This window comes from Acidovorax radicis N35, assembly GCF_000204195.1.
GTDB lineage: Bacteria > Pseudomonadota > Gammaproteobacteria > Burkholderiales > Burkholderiaceae_C > Acidovorax > Acidovorax radicis.
In genome coordinates this window covers 187,588-205,294 of the sequence record NZ_AFBG01000024.1, presented here as the reverse complement: position 1 = coordinate 205,294, position 17,707 = coordinate 187,588, and the positions used below count along the sequence as shown (strand labels likewise).

General features: G+C 67.5%; 17 protein-coding genes. 14 read left to right on the top strand and 3 right to left on the bottom strand.

Annotation, left to right across the window (positions count from 1 at the left end; genetic code table 11):
- The 6 genes from ARADN35_RS0124175 (at nt 1) to ARADN35_RS0124150 (ending at nt 6,785) form a co-directional block, all read left to right on the top strand.
- Nucleotides 1–1,620, top strand: coding sequence for a xylulokinase (locus ARADN35_RS0124175; protein WP_010466770.1), 1,620 nt, complete (start codon nt 1–3; stop codon nt 1,618–1,620).
- Nucleotides 1,617–2,258: a class II aldolase/adducin family protein gene (locus ARADN35_RS0124170; RefSeq protein ID WP_010466768.1), complete on the top strand. Its 642-nt coding sequence runs from the start codon at nt 1,617–1,619 to the stop codon at nt 2,256–2,258. Before ARADN35_RS0124175 ends, ARADN35_RS0124170 begins: the two co-directional genes overlap by 4 nt.
- A 38-nt stretch (nt 2,259–2,296) precedes the next feature.
- Nucleotides 2,297–3,784 (top strand): aspartate aminotransferase family protein, encoded by a 1,488-nt coding sequence (locus ARADN35_RS0124165; RefSeq protein WP_010466766.1) that lies wholly within the window; start codon nt 2,297–2,299, stop codon nt 3,782–3,784.
- Between the two features lie 4 nt (nt 3,785–3,788).
- On the top strand, nt 3,789–4,421 hold the full coding sequence (locus tag ARADN35_RS0124160) for a hypothetical protein (protein ID WP_010466765.1): 633 nt from the start codon (nt 3,789–3,791) through the stop codon (nt 4,419–4,421).
- Nucleotides 4,422–4,443: 22 nt separating this feature from the next.
- Complete coding sequence (locus ARADN35_RS0124155; RefSeq protein ID WP_010466763.1) at nt 4,444–5,613, top strand: MFS transporter; 1,170 nt, start codon at nt 4,444–4,446, stop codon at nt 5,611–5,613.
- Between the two features lie 107 nt (nt 5,614–5,720).
- A complete protein-coding gene (locus tag ARADN35_RS0124150) occupies nt 5,721–6,785 on the top strand; it encodes a hypothetical protein (protein WP_010466761.1) in 1,065 nt (354 codons plus the stop codon).
- A gap of 23 nt (nt 6,786–6,808) precedes the next feature.
- On the opposite strand, the gene ARADN35_RS0124145 is transcribed toward ARADN35_RS0124150, so the two are convergent.
- The gene (locus tag ARADN35_RS0124145; RefSeq protein ID WP_010466759.1) at nt 6,809–7,282 is read right to left on the bottom strand and encodes a DUF421 domain-containing protein; all 474 of its coding nucleotides are present in this window, start codon (nt 7,280–7,282) and stop codon (nt 6,809–6,811) included.
- A 129-nt stretch (nt 7,283–7,411) separates the two neighbouring features.
- Here ARADN35_RS0124145 and ARADN35_RS0124140 point away from each other — a divergent pair, with 129 nt between their 5' ends.
- The 4 genes from ARADN35_RS0124140 to ARADN35_RS0124125 all read left to right on the top strand — a co-directional run bounded on the left by ARADN35_RS0124140 (nt 7,412) and on the right by ARADN35_RS0124125 (nt 10,755).
- Nucleotides 7,412–8,110 (top strand): DUF4197 domain-containing protein, encoded by a 699-nt coding sequence (locus ARADN35_RS0124140; RefSeq protein ID WP_010466756.1) that lies wholly within the window; start codon nt 7,412–7,414, stop codon nt 8,108–8,110.
- A gap of 20 nt (nt 8,111–8,130) precedes the next feature.
- Nucleotides 8,131–8,571 (top strand): YchJ family protein, encoded by a 441-nt coding sequence (locus ARADN35_RS0124135; protein ID WP_010466753.1) that lies wholly within the window; start codon nt 8,131–8,133, stop codon nt 8,569–8,571.
- Between the two features lie 51 nt (nt 8,572–8,622).
- Nucleotides 8,623–9,276 carry an HAD family hydrolase gene (locus ARADN35_RS0124130; RefSeq protein WP_010466751.1) on the top strand — a complete coding sequence of 218 codons (654 nt, stop codon included), beginning with the start codon at nt 8,623–8,625 and terminating at the stop codon, nt 9,274–9,276.
- A gap of 66 nt (nt 9,277–9,342) precedes the next feature.
- On the top strand, nt 9,343–10,755 hold the full coding sequence (locus ARADN35_RS0124125) for a patatin-like phospholipase family protein (RefSeq protein ID WP_181147581.1): 1,413 nt from the start codon (nt 9,343–9,345) through the stop codon (nt 10,753–10,755).
- Between the two features lie 36 nt (nt 10,756–10,791).
- Here the strand turns inward: ARADN35_RS0124125 and ARADN35_RS0124120 are convergent, their stop codons facing one another.
- Both ARADN35_RS0124120 and ARADN35_RS0124115 read right to left on the bottom strand, forming a co-directional pair.
- Nucleotides 10,792–11,478 carry a glutathione S-transferase family protein gene (locus ARADN35_RS0124120; RefSeq protein ID WP_029414367.1) on the bottom strand — a complete coding sequence of 229 codons (687 nt, stop codon included), beginning with the start codon at nt 11,476–11,478 and terminating at the stop codon, nt 10,792–10,794.
- Nucleotides 11,479–11,612: 134 nt separating this feature from the next.
- Nucleotides 11,613–12,725, bottom strand: a complete 1,113-nt coding sequence (locus ARADN35_RS0124115; RefSeq protein WP_010466745.1) for an AraC family transcriptional regulator — start codon at nt 12,723–12,725, stop codon at nt 11,613–11,615.
- A 101-nt stretch (nt 12,726–12,826) separates the two neighbouring features.
- Between ARADN35_RS0124115 and ARADN35_RS0124110 the strand changes: the two genes are divergently transcribed.
- The 4 genes from ARADN35_RS0124110 to ARADN35_RS0124095 all read left to right on the top strand — a co-directional run bounded on the left by ARADN35_RS0124110 (nt 12,827) and on the right by ARADN35_RS0124095 (nt 17,636).
- Nucleotides 12,827–14,560, top strand: coding sequence for an AMP-binding protein (locus ARADN35_RS0124110; RefSeq protein WP_010466744.1), 1,734 nt, complete (start codon nt 12,827–12,829; stop codon nt 14,558–14,560).
- Nucleotides 14,561–14,728: 168 nt separating this feature from the next.
- A complete protein-coding gene (locus tag ARADN35_RS0124105) occupies nt 14,729–16,333 on the top strand; it encodes a carboxyl transferase domain-containing protein (protein WP_010466742.1) in 1,605 nt (534 codons plus the stop codon).
- Between the two features lie 17 nt (nt 16,334–16,350).
- Entirely contained in the window at nt 16,351–16,860 is a 510-nt protein-coding gene (locus ARADN35_RS0124100) for a DinB family protein (RefSeq protein ID WP_010466740.1), read from the top strand.
- On the top strand, nt 16,857–17,636 hold the full coding sequence (locus ARADN35_RS0124095) for an enoyl-CoA hydratase/isomerase family protein (RefSeq protein ID WP_010466738.1): 780 nt from the start codon (nt 16,857–16,859) through the stop codon (nt 17,634–17,636). Before ARADN35_RS0124100 ends, ARADN35_RS0124095 begins: the two co-directional genes overlap by 4 nt.
- Nucleotides 17,637–17,707: the final 71 nt, after the last annotated feature.

Genomic DNA, 17,707 nt, shown 5'->3' with positions numbered 1-17,707 from the left:
ATGGGCCCACCCTTGGATACCGTGCCCGACCGGGCCGATGGGCGGCTGGTGCTGGCCGTGGACCTGGGAACCTCAGGCTGCAAATGTGCCCTGGTATCGCTGGACGGCACGGTGCACGCCTGGGCCTTCCATGCGGTCCCGCTGCACGTGCAGGGCGCGTTGGCCGAGCAGGCCCCGCAGGATTGGTGGGCTGCGTTCCTGCACAGTGCAGGGGAGGCGCTTGGCGCGGAGACCAGCTTGAGGCAGCGTGTGGTGGCCGTTTGTTGCTCGACCCAGACGGAAGGCACCGTGTGTGTGGACCGCCAAGGCCAGCCGCTGGGGCGTGCGCTGACCTGGCTGGATTCGCGCGGTGCGGCCGCCATGGCACGCCGGGTGCGCGGGCGGGGGCCACGCATCGAAGGCTACGCGCCGCTCAAGCTGTGGCGCTGGCTGCGGCTGACTGGTGGGGCGCCTTCTCTGTCGGGGCGGGACTCGGCGGGACACATGGCCTACATCCGCGACGAAGAGCCCGAACGCTACGAGCGCACCTACAAGTTCCTCAACGTGCTCGACTACCTGAACCTGCGCCTGTCCGGCCGCTTCTGTGCCACGCAGGATTCTGCGGTGACTTCCTGGGTCACCGACAACCGCAATCCGCACCAGGTCCGTTACGACGCAGGCCTCATCCGCCTGCTCGGTATCGACGCGGCCAAGCTGCCGGAGATCGTGCATTCGACCGACGTTCTGGGGCCGCTGCTGCCGGACGTCGTACAGGCCCTGGGGCTGAATCCCGGGGCCGTGGTCGTCGCGGGCGCCGTGGACACCTCTGCGGTGGCGGTGGGTGCGGCCGTGGCCGATTTCGAGACCCATCTGTACCTGGGCACCTCATCGTGGCTGGGGGCGCACGTGCCCTTCATGAAAACCGATGTGCGCCACAAAATTGCGGCCGTGCCCAGCGCGGTGGATGGGCGCTACCTGGCCATGGCGCTGCAGTCCACGGCTGGTGCCAACCTGTCGTTCCTGCGCGACCGCATCCTGTACCACCCCGATGAACTCGCCAGCGACGAAGAGCATCCCGCCGTCTACGAGGTGCTGAACCGCATTGCCGCGCGTGTGCCTCCGGGCGCGCGGGGCCTGATCTACACCCCATGGCTGCTGGGTGAGCGCACACCGGTGGACGACCCGCGCCTGCGTGCCGGGTTGCTCAACATGTCCCTGGAGCACACCCGCGAGGACATCTTTCGCGCGTTTCTGGAAGGCGTGGCACTGAACACGCGCTGGATGCTCGAACCCTTTGCGCGCCTGCTCGGGCGCAACGCGGGCACCGTCACGGCCGTGGGCGGCGGCGCGCAGTCTGACGTGTGGTGCCAGATCATGGCCGACGTGACGGGCCAGCCGATCCGCCAGCTGGAGAACCCCATCCAGACCAATGCCATTGGAGCCGCCTTCATCGCCGGAGTGGGCATGGGCGCGCTGTCGTTTGCCGACCTGGGCCCCCTGCGGCGGACGCGGACCATCTACGAACCCTCCAGCGCGCTGCGTCGCCTGTATGGCGACCAGTTCGAAACCTTCAAGGAAGTGCGCACCCGCCTGGCGCCGCTGTACCACCGCATCAACGCACCCCAAGGAGCCCCTGCATGAACACGCAGAACATCCGCCAGACTGTCGTCGAGCTGTGTGTCGAACTTTCGCACCGGGGCCACTTCTCGGGCACCGGCGGCAATATCGCGCTGCGCATCGACGCAGCGCACATCGCCGTCACCCCCTCGGCGACCGACTACCTGACGATGACCGCGACCGATGTGTGTGTGCTGCGCCTGGCGGACCTGCAGCAGGTGGAAGGTGAACGCACACCCTCGGTCGAAAGTGGCCTGCATGCCCGCGTGCTGCGCGCGCGGCCCGACGTGCAGGCGAGCATCCACACCCACCAGCCCGTGGCCAGCGCCTGCGCATTGCTCGGACAGGCGCTCACGGTGCCGGCCGGGCCAATGCAGCGCTCGCTGGGCCGCCGCATTCCTGTGGTCGGCTATGCCCCCTCGGGCAGCGGCTGGCTATCGTCCCGGCTGGCGCGCGCGCTGCGCCCCGACACCAACGCCTACCTCATGCTCAACCACGGCGTGCTGTGCTGCGCAGCGACCACCTGGGCGGCCCTGCAGGCGGTCGAAGACCTCGAAGCCCTGTCGAAGACCTTGTTGCTGCACGCGATCTCTGCACGTTCGGAGCGGGAGCCTCTCGCGCAACCGGCCCTGCAGCGCATCGTTGACGCGCTGGCAGCCTGACCCAACCCCCCGAACCTCAGCTACCCAGCCACCAAGCCATGAGCAACCTTGCCTCTGTTCACACCGCCGCATCGGCCACCGCGCCTCGCCCTGCCATTTCGGCCTGGCCCGATGTCGGCCATCTCTATCGCCGCTTCGACGAGCTGGTCAAGCAGCCGATGCGGCCCATCCGCGCAGACAAGATGCCGCAGGTGATGCGGTATTTCGATGAGCGCTGCCAGGGGTCGCGGCGGTTGTCCGAACGGGCCAAGACCGTGATTCCCGGTGGTGTGCAGCACAACCTGGCTTTCAATCACCCGTTCCCGCTGGCCGTCGCACAGGCTGAGGGCGCCCACATGACCGATGTGGACGGCAACCGCTACATCGATTTCCTGCAGGCCGGTGGTCCCACGCTGCTCGGCTCCAACCATCCGGTGGTGCGTCAGAAGGTGAACGAGGTGCTGGACTCCTGCGGCCCGGTCACCGGCCTGCTGCACGAATACGAAGTCAAGCTGGCCGAGCTGGTGTGCCAGTCCATGCCGGCGGTGGACATGGTGCGCCTGCTCGGTTCGGGCACCGAGGCTGTGATGGGCGCCGTGCGCCTGGCCCGTGCCTACACCGGCAAGAAGTGGGTCATCAAGGTCGGCGGTGCCTACCATGGCTGGAGCGACCAGGTCGTCTATGGCATGCGCCTGCCCAAGACTGGCCGCATGGAAGCCGTGGGCATCCCGCGCGGCGCCACCGGCAGCACCCAGGAGTGCAACCCGAATGACCTGGATGCGCTGCGCAGCAAACTGCAGATCAACCGCCTGCGCGGTGGCACCGCTGCCGTGCTGCTGGAGCCGCTGGGCCCCGAGAGCGGCACACGCCCGGTGCACCCCGACTACAACCGCCAGGTGCGCAAGCTGTGCGACGAGTTCGGCGCGCTGATGATCTTTGACGAGGTGGTCACGGGTTTTCGGCTGGGGGCAGGTGGTGCGCAGGCCTACTTTGACGTCCAGCCCGACCTCACCGTGCTCGGAAAGTGCCTCACCGGTGGCTACCCGATGGCCGGCGCCATCGGCGGGCGCCGGGACATCATGATGATGCTGGTGGGGGGCATCGGTACCACTGCCAAGCGTGCTTTTGTCGGCGGCACCTTGTCGGCCAACCCGCTGTCGTGCGTGGCCGGGTACTTCGCGCTGCTGGAGGCGCAGCGCACCGATGCTGCGGGTGTGGCAGGCCGCGCGGGCGACCGGCTGCGCCAGGGCCTGGAGGAAATCATCCACCGCCTCGGCCTGCCCTACGTGACCTACAACATGGGATCCATCGTGCACCTGCAGACCTCGGGCGTGTTGCTGCTGGACACCAGCAGCCTGTGGAAGCTGTTCAAGGCCAAGGACGAAGCCAAGCGCCGCAAGCACATGATGGAAGAGATGGGTGCGGCCTACACCGCGCATGGCCTCATCACGCTGGCTGGCAGCCGCATCTACACCAGCCTGGCCGACACCGACGAGGTGATCGATGATGCGCTGAACCGTTTCGAAGATGTCTTCAAGCTGGTCTGACACCATGGATTTCGAAGAGAACGTGCGCGCACAGTGGCTCCCGCTGCGCGAGAGGCTGCAAGCCAAGCGTTTGCTGGACAGCGAGGGCGCGAGTTTGTCGCTGCGCATACCGGGCAGCGACGCGATGTGGTTTGGGCTCGCGTCCGGCGCCACGCCCCAACGTGTGCCTTGGCGGACCGCGCCGCACGACGCCCAGGTGCATGCCGCCGCCTACGCCAAACGCGGCGATGTGGGCGCCATTGCTGTCGGCGGAGGGGCTTTCGGACGCTGCCTGGCGGACTTTGGTGGCGCGATGCCGCAGGTGTTCGACGAGCAGGCGCGCCACCTGGGCCCCATGGGACCGGCCAGCGCAGACATGGGCGATGCAGCGGCGGTCTTGCAGGGGCGAGGCAACGTGCTGCTGGTGCGAGGGCTCCCGGTGTGCCTTGGCATGACCGCCACGCGCCTGGCGCTCAATGCCGAACTGTTCGAGAAGTGTGCCAAGGCCTACGTGCTGGCCGTGGCCGGGGGTGGGCGCGTGCGTGCCTTGCCCTGGATCGTGCGCTGGGTCGCCAACCGGCGACTTGCGAAAGATGAGCAGCGCGCGTTGGCGCGGTTCCTGCAGGGCCAGCTGCCCGAGGAAAGCAAAGGCTACTGACCTCCCCCAGAAAGGGCTTCCCATGTCCTCCAACCACGATGTAAAGATGTCCGCAGCGCAGGTGGTTGCCGCGCTGGCGGTCGGCACCATTGCCGTGCTTATGGTGGGCGTGCAGCCCATTCTCCTGGGCGAACTTGTCGAAGCCCGGCAGGTCAGTCTGGAGGGCGTGGGCATTGTGGCCATGGCCGAGATCATCATGCTGGGCCTCGGCGTGGTGCTCGGCGACGCGCTATTGCCGGGTGCGCGGTTGCGGTCGATCACCTTCGTTGCCGGGGTGTGCGCAGCGGGCCTGGATCTGCTCACGCTGCTGGCCACGGGCGACGGCGCCCTGACAGGCGTGCGAGCGGCTGCTGGCCTGGCCGAAGGTGTGCTGATCTGGGGCACCACCGGCGTGGTCGTGCGCACCGCCAACCCGGCGCGCGTGGGCGGCATCTTCTTCGTTGCGCAGACCCTGGCACAGGCGTTGCTGGGCGTGGTGTTGGCCCATGCCATCATTCCCCACTGGGGCTGGCGTGGCGGTTTCGTGGCGCTGGGCTTGCTGGCGCTGCTGCCCTGTCTGCTCGCGTTTGTGCAACCGGCGCGCCTCTCGCCGCTGGCGCCGCCTGCGGTGTCGGGGTTTCGCTGGTCGGCGGCCACCCTTCAGCCATTGGCCGTGGTGTTTCTGCAGCTGGCCACGCTGGGTTCGTTCTGGGCGTACCTGGAGCCCTTGGGCAAGGCCGCTGGTTTCGATGCGCGCAGCGCGCAGACCCTGGTTGCCGCCGTGCTGGCCATGCAGGTGGTGGGGGGCAGCCTGGCCGCGCTGGCCGTGAGGCGCCTGCCCGTGGTGTCCACGCTGGTGGCCTGCTCCGTGCTGCTCGCCATCGTCACCACTGCCGCTCACCAGTTGCCCAGTGGCAACACGCGGGACTTTGCCCTGGCCTGTGCCTTGTTCGGTTTTGTTTGGCTTTTCATGCTGCCGTTTCATATTGGCCTGGCGTTCCGTGCCGACCCCAGCGGGCGCCTGGCCGGGCTGGTGCCTGCAGCACAACTGCTGGGCAGTGCATTCGGTCCGCTCACGGCCTCGTTCATTGTCGAAGGTGAAAACGCCAGTGCCGTGCCGTTGCTCAGCGCGGGTTTCGCCCTTGCAGCGGCTGCGCTGGTGCTGGTGGGGCGAGCGCCGCGCAGTGCGCCGGCGCTGAGGTCGCTGCCATGAGCGCCTTTCACCGGGTCATGGGGGTCACCCTACCAGGGTAGGGTTTCGCAAGGCGCGGTGCGCTGCACAGAATCCGTCCTCCATTCATCATCTGGAGGTTTCTGTACATGACCATAACAAGCGCCCCGGGCAGCTGGCACCACGCACGGCCCACTTTCCGCTGGACTTCTCTGGGACTGGCCGCCGTGCTGCTGGCGGGCTGCGGGGGCGGAGATGACGACAACGGCACGTCGCCACCGCCTTCGGCAGGGGTTTTCTCGGTGGGGGGCGTCGTAAGTGGCCTGGGCACGGGCAAGACGTTGACCCTGCAGAACCTTGGCATCGACGACCTGACCCTGAGTGCCAACGGCAATTTCGTGTTCGTCACCCGCATGGACAGTGGCGTGGCCTATGCCGTCACGGTCAAGACGCAGCCCAATGGTCAGCGCTGCACCGTGACGCAGGGCACCGGCACCGCTACCGCCAACGTGAGCGCTGTGCAGGTGCGTTGCGAGAACCTGGCGGCAGCCACCTTCACGGTGGGGGGGGCGGTCTCTGGCCTGGCAAGTGGCACCCTGGTGCTGCAGAACAACGGTGGCGACGATCTTTCGCTCGCCAGCAACGGCGGTTTTACCTTTGGTACGGCGGTGGCGGGGGGCGCGGCATACGCAGTCACCGTGCGCACGCAGCCCGCGGGGCAGAGCTGCTCGGTGCGCAATGGCGCGGGCACGGTGGCATCGGCCAACGTGGGCTCGGTCGAGGTGAGCTGTGGCGCCGTGGTGGCCTTGCCCGAAGGCGACTGGAAGCAGGAGCTGTGTGTGCCGGTGCGCCCTGGCCAGTGGGGCCGCGCGCTGTGGCGCATCACGCGGCAGGCCGACAACCGGGTGACGGGGCAGATCGGCGTGACCACCTACGCCGATGCCAACTGCACGGGCACTGGCACCGCGGCGGGGCCGCTGTCCGACGTGGGCAATCTGGTGTTCGACCGCAACGCGAGCACCGCCGCATTGACTGCGTTCTGGGGTCTGTGGAGCCAGCCTTCGGGCCTGAACTCGCGCATCGTCTGGGGCCGCAAGGGAACGCGCCTGTGCATGCTGGGCGACCAGACACCCACGGTGTTTCCTACAGCGGCCAGCGTGGAAAACTACGCCAACACCATCATTCCCAACAAGATCTGCTACACGCAGAACTAGTTTGGGCTGGGCGCCGGGGTGCCTCAGCCACCCCGGCGCCGCAGCACCACGGTGATCTGGCCATTGGTTTCGATGGTGGCTCGCTCCACCTCGTGCAGGTCCAGGCAGCCGCTGGCGCGCAGCGCGGCTTCCAGGTCGTCGGTCGAGAGCAGCTCCTTGCGCATGAGTTCGGCGTTCACCTGGCCCTGCTGCACCAGCACCTGCGGGGTGCCGTCTATCAACCGCTCCATCCACGCAAACCGGAACGTCAGCTGTGCCAGCACCACATGGCAGCCGATGAGCGTGACCGCTGAGATGAGCCCGCCCACCAGCGAGTTGTCGCCCGCGTTCATCGAGTTCTGCACCGCGTTGGACAGGATCAGCAGCAGCACCAGGTCAAACGGCGCGTACTGGCCGGTCTGGCGCTTGCCCGTCAGGCGCAGGAACACCAGCAGAAACACGTAGACCACCACGCCGCGCAGCACGAATTCCCACCACGGCACATTCATTTCCCACATTGCAGGGCTCCTTGTTGGAGGGTTGTGTCGAACACCAGTCTACGGTGCTGAGCGAAAATCCCCTGTGCTTGTTGCCTGCCTGCGTACCCGCCAGGCAGCGCCCCCCTCTCCACCGAAAGAAAACGCTCGATGCAACGTCGCCAATTTCACCAAGCCAGCGTCATGGCTGCCCTGCTGTGCGCCACCGGTCAGCAGGCCTGGGCCCTGTCGCTCGGGGATCTCTCCAACGCCGATGCCTCCGGTGGCCTCAAGGCCGCGCTCGGCCAGGGCGCCCAGGCGGCGGTCGCGCTGCTGGGGCGGCCCGATGGTTTTCTGGGCAACCCTCAGGTGCGCATTGGCCTGCCGGGCTACCTGGAAGACGCGGCCAAGGTCATGAAGTCGCTAGGGCAGGGCCGGCGCATCGACGAGCTCGTCACCTCCATCAACCGCGCGGCAGAGGCCGCCGTGCCCATGGGCAAGGATCTGCTGGTGGGCGCCGTGCAGAACATGACGGTGACCGATGCCAAGAACATCCTGACCGGTGGCAGCACCTCGGTCACGGCCTTTTTTGCCGAAAAAACACGCACCCCGCTCTCCGAGCGCTTCCTGCCGGTGGTGAATCAGGCCACCGAAAAGGTGGGCCTGACCCAGAAGTACAACGCCTTCGCTGGCAAGGCCGCAGGGTTTGGACTGCTCAAGCCCGAGGAGGCCAACCTCGCGCAGTACGTCACCGGAAAGACGCTCGATGGCCTGTACTTCATGATCGGCGAGGAAGAGCGCCGCATCCGCCAGAACCCCGCTGGTGCGGGCAGTGCCATCGCCCGCAAGGTGTTTGGAACGCTGCGCTGATTTTCGCCCGTGTGAAACGCATGCCCTCCGTGTCTCTGACGAACTCCGAACCCTGCCCCTGCGGCCGTAACCAGGCCAAGCCCGGCAAAAGCGCCAAGGCTGCGGCGTTGTCCTATGGGGACTGCTGCGGCCGCTACCTCGATCACTGGGACGACGCTGCCGCGCCCGATGCCGAGAGCCTCATGCGGTCACGCTACACCGCCTTTGTCCTCGAACGTGGCGACTACCTGCAGGCCACCTGGCACACCAGCACCCGGCCAGCGGCCCTCGATTTCGACCCCGGCACGAAGTGGCTGGGCCTGGAGGTGCGCAGCCACCGCGCCACGGGCGAAGGCCGGGCCGAGGTGGAGTTTGTCGCGCGCTACCGCGTGGGCGGGCGTGCCGTGCGCCTGCACGAGACCAGCCGCTTCGTGTGCGAAGGCGGGCGCTGGTGGTATGTGGATGGCGACATCCACAGCTGAAATTTTGAATAAAAATTAACTCCGGCGCTTTACCCATAAGCGCTAATAGCTATGAAATTTGAAGCAATCTTGTTTGACTGCGATGGCGTGCTGGTAGACAGCGAACCCATCACCAACGGCGTGCTGCGCGACATGCTCAACGAGGCGGGCTGGGCCATCACGCACGAAGAATGCATGGACTATTTCATCGGCCGGACGGTGCGCAGCGCCACCGTCCGCATTGAGGCCGAGACCGGTCGGCCACTCACCGACGAGTGGATGGCCAGCTTCTATGCGCGGCGCAATGCCGAACTGGATCGGCGCCTGGTGGCCATCGCGCACATCCACCCCGCCATCGAGCGTGTGCATGCCCACCATGGCGGGCGCATTGCCTGCGCCTCGGGAGCCGATCGCTTCAAGGTGGAGATGCAACTGGTCAAGGTGGGGCTCATGCGCTTCTTTGAAGGCCGCATCTTCAGCGGCCACGAGGTGCCCCAGACCAAACCGGCGCCCGACGTGTACCTGGCCGCCGCTGCCGCTCTGCAGGCCGATCCGGCGCGCTGCGCCGTGGTGGAGGATTCGACCATCGGCGTCCGTGCAGGCGTGGCCGCCGGGGCCACAGTGTTTGCCTATGCGCCGCTGGACGACGGCGAGGCCCTGCGTGCCGCAGGCGCATCGCAGGTGTTTCGCAGCATGGCCGAGCTGCCCGCACTGCTGGGCTGCTGACGCTGGCAAGGCGAGCCTGAAAGAAAAGCCTGCAACCCTGGGAGGAGCGCGATGCCGGTATTTCGCATGAAGCAGAGGATGTGGCGGTGCGCCGTGGTGGCCGCCCTGGTCTTGCTGGGGGGCTGCTCGTCGGTGCGGCCCTGGATCAACGAGCCCTTGAAGCCCGAGGACCAGGGCATCCCCGAGCGCAAGTCCGAGCGCGATCCCTCCATCCTGGTGGCCGTGACGCTGTCGGGCGGCGGTGCGCGGGCGGCGGCCTTCGGCTTTGGCGTGCTGACCGAGATGCAGGCCACGCGCTTTGACTGGAACGGGCGCCCCACCACGCTGCTCGATGCCACCGATGTGATCAGCGGCGTCTCGGGCGGCAGCATCGTGGCCGCGTACCTGGCGGCGCACGGCATCGATGGGCTGCCGCGTTTCGAGCACGAGTTTCTGCGCCAGAACTTCCAGAACAGCCTGATCACGCAGGCGCTGCGCCCGGGCAACCTGGTGGACCTCACATCGCCCTGGCTCGGCCGCACCCACCTGCTGGCGCGGCGGCTGGATGAGCTTTATGGCGGGCTCACGTTTGGCGATGTGGCACGGCGCCCGCGCCACCCGCAGCTGTTCATCACGGCCACGGACATGTCGCTGGGCTCGGGCTTCGAGTTCACCTGGGAGCAGTTCGCGCTGATCTGCTCGGACCTGCGCAAGGTGCCGCTGTCGTTTGCCGTGGCGTCATCATCGGCCGTGCCGTTGCTGCTGAGCCCGATGACGCTCAAGAACTACTCCGACCAGTGCGCGGAGCACAAGACGGTGTCCCGCGCGGGCACCCTGGCTGCAGGCGGCGACTACCGTGCCCGGCTGTACCGCGCGCACGAACTGAGCTACCTGGACGCGCAGCGCAGGCCCTACATCCACCTGGTGGACGGGGGCCTGGCCGACAACCTGGGCGTGCAGCGGCTGCTCGACCGAGCCCTCGCCGGCGGCGGGCTGCGCGAGACCTTCAGCGAGGTGGGCATTCCGCCGGGCACCATCCGCAAGCTGGTGCTGGTCACCGTGAATGCCGAGCGCGATCCGTCGGTCAACATCGACATGAGTGACGAGGTGCCCAACATGGTGCAGGTGGTGGACTCCCTGCTGTTCGGCACGGGCGGGCGCGCCACGCGCGAGACGCAGGAGTTCTTGCGCGACATCACGCAGCAGTGGCGCCAGTCTCTGGCCGCAGGCTCGACGGGCAGCAACGACGCCTTTGCGCCGGGTGCCGAGATCCACGTCATTCCCGTCAACCTGCGCGATGCCCCTGACGACGTGGCGCGCCGTCGCCTGCTGCAGGTGCCCACGGCGTTTTCGATTGCGCCCGATGAAGTGACCGACCTCATCGAGGCGGGCGGCAGCGTGCTGCGCCATTCGCCCGAGTTCCGCGCGCTGGTGCAATCGCTGGCCCGGCAGGCCCCGCCTTCACCTGCGCCTGTGCCTGAGTCGACAAAGACCGAGTAGCCGCGCGGGCCCGGCTGTCTGCCGGGCTCCACCGCATCACGGTCTTGTGTCGGGTGCCGGGGTGGTGGGCACGTCCTGGTCTTGGGCTGCCTCCATCTGCGCCGCCATGGCCCTGTGGTAGCCGGGGCGTTGTTGCAGGCGCTGCCAATAGGCCTGCGTGGCGGGGCCAAACTGAGGGGCCAGGTCCAGATGCTCGGCCAGCAGCAGGGCATAGCCCACCGATACATCTGCCGCCGTGAAGCGGCCCGCGCACAGATAGTCGCTGTGGTTGTGGGTCAGGGCGGTTTCCACGGCGCGCAGCCGGGCCAGGAACCAGCGGCTGTAATCCTCCACCACCTGGGGCTGCCGGCGTTCGGCAGGCTCGAACCGGCTATAACGCAGCACCAGCGTCTGCGGAAAGGTGAGTGTGGCTTCGCCCAAATGCAGCCAGTTCAGGTAGGCGCCAAAGGCCGGGTCGGGTGGGCGCACGTCCAGCCCCGCGTCGGGGTGTGCGGCGGCCAGGTACTGGCAGATGGCGGCGGATTCGGTCATGCGCACCTGGTGTGGCGCCTTGCCCTGCACCAGCAGCGGCACGGTGCCCAGCGGGTTCTCTTCCAGGAACCAGCGCGCATGGGCCCGGGGCGGGAACGGCAGCATGTGCAGGGTGTAGGGCAGTTGCAGCTCTTCCAGCATCCACAGGGGCCGGAAGGAGCGCGCGCTCACGCAGTGGTACAGATGGATCATGGCGGGAAGGATGCGAAAGGGCGGGGCGGTGGTGGGAGCGTGGGCCAGTGTAGTGGCGGGTGGCTGGGGGCGGCCCTCCTCTGGCGGCCATGCAGGGTGCAGATCGCGCCACCAAGCCATCCGCTATCACCCCCTCAGGCTTGGCGGGCGTGGCGCCGGAACTCCGCAGGTGAATGGCCTGTCCAGCCCCGAAAGGCGCGGATAAAGCTTTTTTCGTTCACAAAGCCTGCGGCCTCGGCCACCTGCTTGATGGGACGGTCGGTGCGGTGCAGCAGTTCCACCGCGCGGCTCTGGCGCACCTCGTCCTTGAGGCCCTGCAGCGTGGCGCCTTCTTCCTTGAGCTGCCGGTGCAGCGTGCGGGGCGACACATGCAGCAGGCTGGCCAGCGACTCGGCGCTGTGCTGGGGCAGGGCGTGCGCCAGTTGCCCTGCCACCGGAGCGCCCAGCAGCTGGCGCACGCGTTGCACCAGCAGCCGGTCGCGCCGGTACTGCAGCACCGTGAGCGGCAGGGCGTGCTGCAGCATCTGGCGCAGTGCCTGCTCGTCGCGCCGCAGGGGCAGGCTGAGGTAGCGGGCATCAAAGTGAATGGCCGTGCGCGGGGCGCCAAAGGTGACCGGCCCGCGAAACAGCACGGCATACGCCTCCGCATGGGGCGGCGCATCGAATGCGAACTCGGCGGCGATGAGGGGGATGCGCGAATCCACCAGCCAGCACGCCAGCCCCAGCGCATTGCGCAGCACCGACACCAGGCAGAACTCGCGCAAGGCGCCCAGGTCGCGCGCCTCTTCGATGGCCAGTGTGGTGGTGTCGCCCCGGGTGGTCAGGCGCAGGGCAATATCGTCGGCCAGAAGCCCGTGGTGGCGGCACCAGCGGGCCAGCGCCACCTGCAGGTTGGGCGAGCTGATGGACGCGCGTGCCAACATGCCGTAGCTGCCCCAGGGCAGGCGGCGGCTGAACCAGCCCAGGGCCTCGTCGTCCAGCTCCTGCATGGCGGCGTCGGAGATCTGCTCCATCTGCCAGGCGGTGATGCGGGCGTGGTCGTCCTGCAGCAGCTGCGGCGCAATCTGTGCCTGCGCCAGGGCGCGCTCGGGGCGCATGCCGCGCCGCTCGTACGCCAGAACAATGGCGCGTACAAAGGCGATGGGCGTGGCGGCGGGGGCGGACGTGGCCGAAGGGGGGCGGTCGGCGGTGGGGGCGGGCGGTTTCACGCCGCAGAGTGTGCCAGCCGTGGCACGATTTGCAACCATTGTGTCCACCCTCAGGGGGCGCAGGCTTCTATGCTTACGGATCGCCGCCCGCATATCCCTGTGGCGCAGGGCCGGATGACAAAGCCGAGGAGACAACACCCGTGACGAGTGCAGCCGCAACGAACTCCGCACCGCTGGTGGACAGCCACGCCCGTGGCGCCACCGACGTTCCCCTGATCGAACAGACCCTCGGCGCCTTTTTTGCCGACATGGCGGCCCGCCAGCCCGACCGCGAGGCGCTGGTCAGCGTGCACCAAGGCCGCCGCTACACCTATGCGCAGTTGCAGGCTGAGGCCCAGCGCCTGGCCAGCGCGCTGCTGGGCCAAGGCCTGGCGCCGGGCGACCGCGTGGGCATCTGGTCGCACAACAATGCCGAATGGGTGCTGATGCAGCTGGCCACCGCGCAGGTGGGCCTGGTGCTGGTCAACATCAACCCGGCCTACCGCACGTCCGAAGTCGAATACGCGCTCAACAAGGTGGGCTGCCGTCTGCTGGTGAGCATGGCGCGCTTCAAGACCAGCGACTACCTGGGCATGCTGCGCGAGCTGGCGCCCGAGTGGCAGCACCAGCAGCCCGGCCAGCTGGGCGCCGTGAAGCTGCCGCACCTGAACACCGTGGTGTGGATCGACGACGGGGCGGGGCAGGGCGCCGACGAGCCCGGGCTGCTGCGGTTTTCCGACCTGCTGGCGCGCGGCGATGCGCAGGATGCGCGCCTGGCGCAGATCGCCGCCACGCTCAAGGCCACCGACCCTATCAACATCCAGTTCACCAGCGGCACCACGGGCTTCCCCAAGGGCGCCACGCTCACGCACCGCAACATCCTGAACAACGGCTTCTTCATCGGTGAGTGCATGAAGCTCACCCCCGAAGACCGCCTGTGCATCCCTGTGCCGCTGTACCACTGCTTCGGCATGGTGCTGGGCAACCTGGCGTGCTTCACGCACGGCGCCACCATCGTCTACCCCAACGACGGGTTCGACCCGCTCACCGTACTGCAGACGGTGCAGGATGAGCGCTGCACCGGCCTGCACGGCGTGCCCACCATGTTCATCGCCGAGCTGGACCACCCGCGTTTTGCCGAGTTCGACCTGTCCACCCTGCGCACCGGCATCATGGCCGGCTCGCCATGCCCCACCGAGGTCATGAAGCGCGTGGTGGAGCAGATGAACCTGCGCGAAATCACCATCGCCTATGGCATGACCGAGACCAGCCCGGTCAGCTGCCAGAGCAGTACCGACACGCCGCTGGACAAACGCGTCTCCACCGTGGGCCAGGTGCAGCCGCACCTGGAGGTCCAAATCGTGGACCCCGACAGCGGCGCCGTGGTGCCCGTCGGCCAGCGCGGCGAGTTCTGCACCCGGGGCTATTCGGTGATGCACGGCTACTGGGGGGATGAGGCCAAAACCCGCGAGGCCATCGACGCCGAAGGCTGGATGCACACCGGCGACCTGGCCACCATGGACGACGAAGGCTATGTGAACATCGTCGGCCGCATCAAGGACATGGTGATCCGCGGCGGCGAGAACATCTACCCGCGCGAGATCGAAGAGTTTCTGTACCGCCACCCGCAGGTGCAGGACGTGCAGGTGGTGGGCGTGCCCGATGCCAAGTACGGCGAGGAGCTGTGCGCCTGGATCATCGCCAAGCCGGGCACGACACCGACCGAAGACGACATTCGCGCCTTCTGCAAGGGCCAGATCGCGCACTACAAGGTGCCGCGCTACATCCGCTTTGTCACCAGCTTTCCGATGACGGTGACGGGCAAGATCCAGAAGTTCAAGATCCGCGATGAGATGAAGGATCAGCTCGGTTTGGTCGAATCCCAAACGGCGTGAACTTATGACCCCCCTGAGCCGCTTCGCGCCTTCCCCCGAGGGGAACGCCGCCCCTGGCCCGGCGAAGCCGGTTCCACGGCGGCACGCGCATGGCCTGCTCCGCGGCCTCCAGTGCCACCGGACGGCCGGTGCCACCACACCACCCATACGACATTCGACGGAGCCTGCATGATTCTCGACACCCAACTCAACGCCCGCTCGGCGGACTTTCTGGCCAACGCAGCCGCCATGCGCACGCTGGTCGACGACCTGCGCGCCCAGCTCGACAAGGTCGCCCAGGGCGGCGGCGAAGCGGCCCGCGCCAAGCACACTGCACGCGGCAAGCTGCTGCCGCGCGAGCGGGTGCAGATGCTGCTGGACCCGGGCACGCCGTTTTTGGAGCTGGCGCCGCTGGCCGCGCTCAACATGTACAACAACGATGCGCCCAGCTCGGGGCTGATTGCCGGCATCGGCCGCGTGAGCGGTGTGGACTGCATGATCGTGTGCAACGACGCTACGGTGAAGGGCGGCACCTACTACCCGCTCACCGTCAAGAAGCACCTGCGCGCGCAGGAAGTGGCGCAGCAGAACCACCTGACCTGCATCTACCTGGTGGACTCCGGCGGCGCCAACCTGCCCAACCAGGACGAGGTCTTTCCGGACCGCGACCACTTCGGCCGCATCTTCTTCAACCAGGCCAACATGAGCGCCATGGGCATCTCGCAGATCGCCGTGGTCATGGGCAGCTGCACGGCGGGCGGCGCCTACGTGCCGGCCATGAGCGACGAGTCCATCATCGTCAAGAACCAGGGCACCATCTTTCTGGGCGGCCCGCCGCTGGTCAAAGCCGCCACGGGCGAGGTCGTCACGGCCGAAGACCTGGGCGGTGGCGATGTGCACACACGCCTGTCGGGCGTGGCCGACCACCTGGCGCAAAACGACCTGCATGCGCTGCAGCTAGCGCGCAATGCGGTGCGCAATCTGAATAAAAACAAGGCTCCGGCGCTTGCAGATCAAGCGTCGGTAGCTCCTAAGTTTGTAGCAGAAGAACTTTACGGCGTGATCCCGGTGGACACGCGCAAGCCCTTCGACGTGCGCGAGATCATCGCCCGCATCGTCGATGGCAGCGAGTTCGACGAGTTCAAGGCGCGCTACGGCACCACGCTGGTCACGGGCTTTGCGCGCATCGAAGGGATGATGGTCGGCATCATCGCGAACAACGGCATCTTGTTTTCCGAGTCGGCCTTGAAGGGCGCGCACTTCATCGAGCTGTGCTGCCAGCGCAAGATCCCGCTCGTATTCCTGCAGAACATCACCGGCTTCATGGTCGGCCGCAAGTACGAGAACGAAGGCATCGCGCGCAACGGCGCCAAGATGGTCACGGCCGTGGCCACGGCGAGTGTTCCGAAGTTCACGATCATCATCGGCGGCAGCTTTGGCGCCGGCAACTACGGCATGTGCGGCCGCGCGTACAGCCCCCGCTTTTTGTGGATGTGGCCCAACGCGCGCATCAGCGTCATGGGCGGCGACCAGGCGGCGGGCGTGCTGGCCACCGTCAAGCGCGACGGCATCGAGGGCAAGGGCGGCCAGTGGAGTGCCGAGGAGGAAGAAGCCTTCAAGGCCCCCATCCGCCGCCAGTACGAAGACCAGGGCCACCCCTACTACGCCACCGCGCGCCTGTGGGACGACGGCGTGATCGACCCGGCCGACACCCGCCGCGTGCTGGCACTGGGCCTGGCCGCCACGCGCAATGCACCCATCGAAGACACGAAATTCGGCCTGTTCCGCATGTGATCCGACAGGGAGCCACCATGGACGCCGTCGCCCACTTCACACAGCTCGCACGCTACAACGTGTGGGCCACGGCGCGCCTGCTCGACGCCGTGCGGGCGCTGCCTGAAGAGTCCTACCGGCACGATGTGGGCCTGTTCTTCAAAAGCATTCACGGCACGCTCAACCACCTGCTGGTGGGTGAGCATCATCTGTGGTTTGTGCGTTTTGCCGAAGGCACCTCGCCCAAGGTGGCGCTGGACGCCGAGCTGGAGAGCGACCGCGCGCAGCTCGACGCCCGCTTGCGCGCGGGGGCTGCCCGCTGGGCACCGCTGATCGCGTCATTGTCTGCAGACCGCTGGGACGGCACGCTCGACTACACCACCATGCGGGGCACGGCGGCATCGTTGCCCTTTGCCGCCACGCTGGCCCACGTGTTCAACCACGGCACGCACCACCGGGGGCAGATCACTGCCGCGTTGACCGCCCTGGGCCAGACCAGCCCCGAGCTGGACCTTGTCTACTTCCTGCAAAACCCGCCCACGCCATGAGCCAGAACCTGTCCATCACCCACACCGGCGCCGTGGCGCGCATCACGCTCAAGCAGCCCGAGATCCGCAACGCCTTCAGCGACGAGGTCATCGCCGAGCTGACGGCGGCCTTCACCGAAGTGGGTGGCCGCCCCGACGTGCGCGCCGTGGTGCTGGCCGCAGAGGGCCCCGCTTTCTGCGCAGGCGCCAACCTCAACTGGATGCGCCGCATGGCCGACTACACGCGCGACGAGAACGTGGCCGACGCGGGCAAGCTGGCCGAGATGCTGCGCGTGATCTACGAATGCCCCAAACCCACCATCGCGCGTGTGCAGGGCGATGTGTACGCCGGTGGCATGGGCCTGGTGGCCGCGTGCGACATGGCGGTGGCGGTGGACACGGCGGGCTTTTGCCTCAGCGAAGTGAAGCTGGGCCTCATCCCCGCCACCATCAGCCCCTACGTGATCCGCGCCATGGGGCCCCGCGCCGCGCACCGCTACTTCCTGACGGCCGAGCGCTTTGATGCCGCCGAGGCGCTCCGTGTCGGCTTCGTTCACGAGGTGGTGGCTGCAGACCAACTCGACGCCAAGGTCGATGAACTGCTCAAGGCCTTGACCAGCGCCAGCCCCCACGCCGTGCGCGCCTGCAAGAAGCTGGTGCTGGACGTGGCCGAGCGCGAGATCAACGCGGATCTGATCGCTGCCACCGTGCAGGGCATTGCGGACATCCGCGCCAGCGACGAAGGCAAGGAAGGCGTGCAGTCGTTCCTGAACAAGCGCAAGCCGAACTGGCTATGAAACACCCCCTGAGTCGCTTCGCGCCTTCCCCCTCTCTCGCTGCGCGGGAGGGGGACGATGCCATCGCTGCG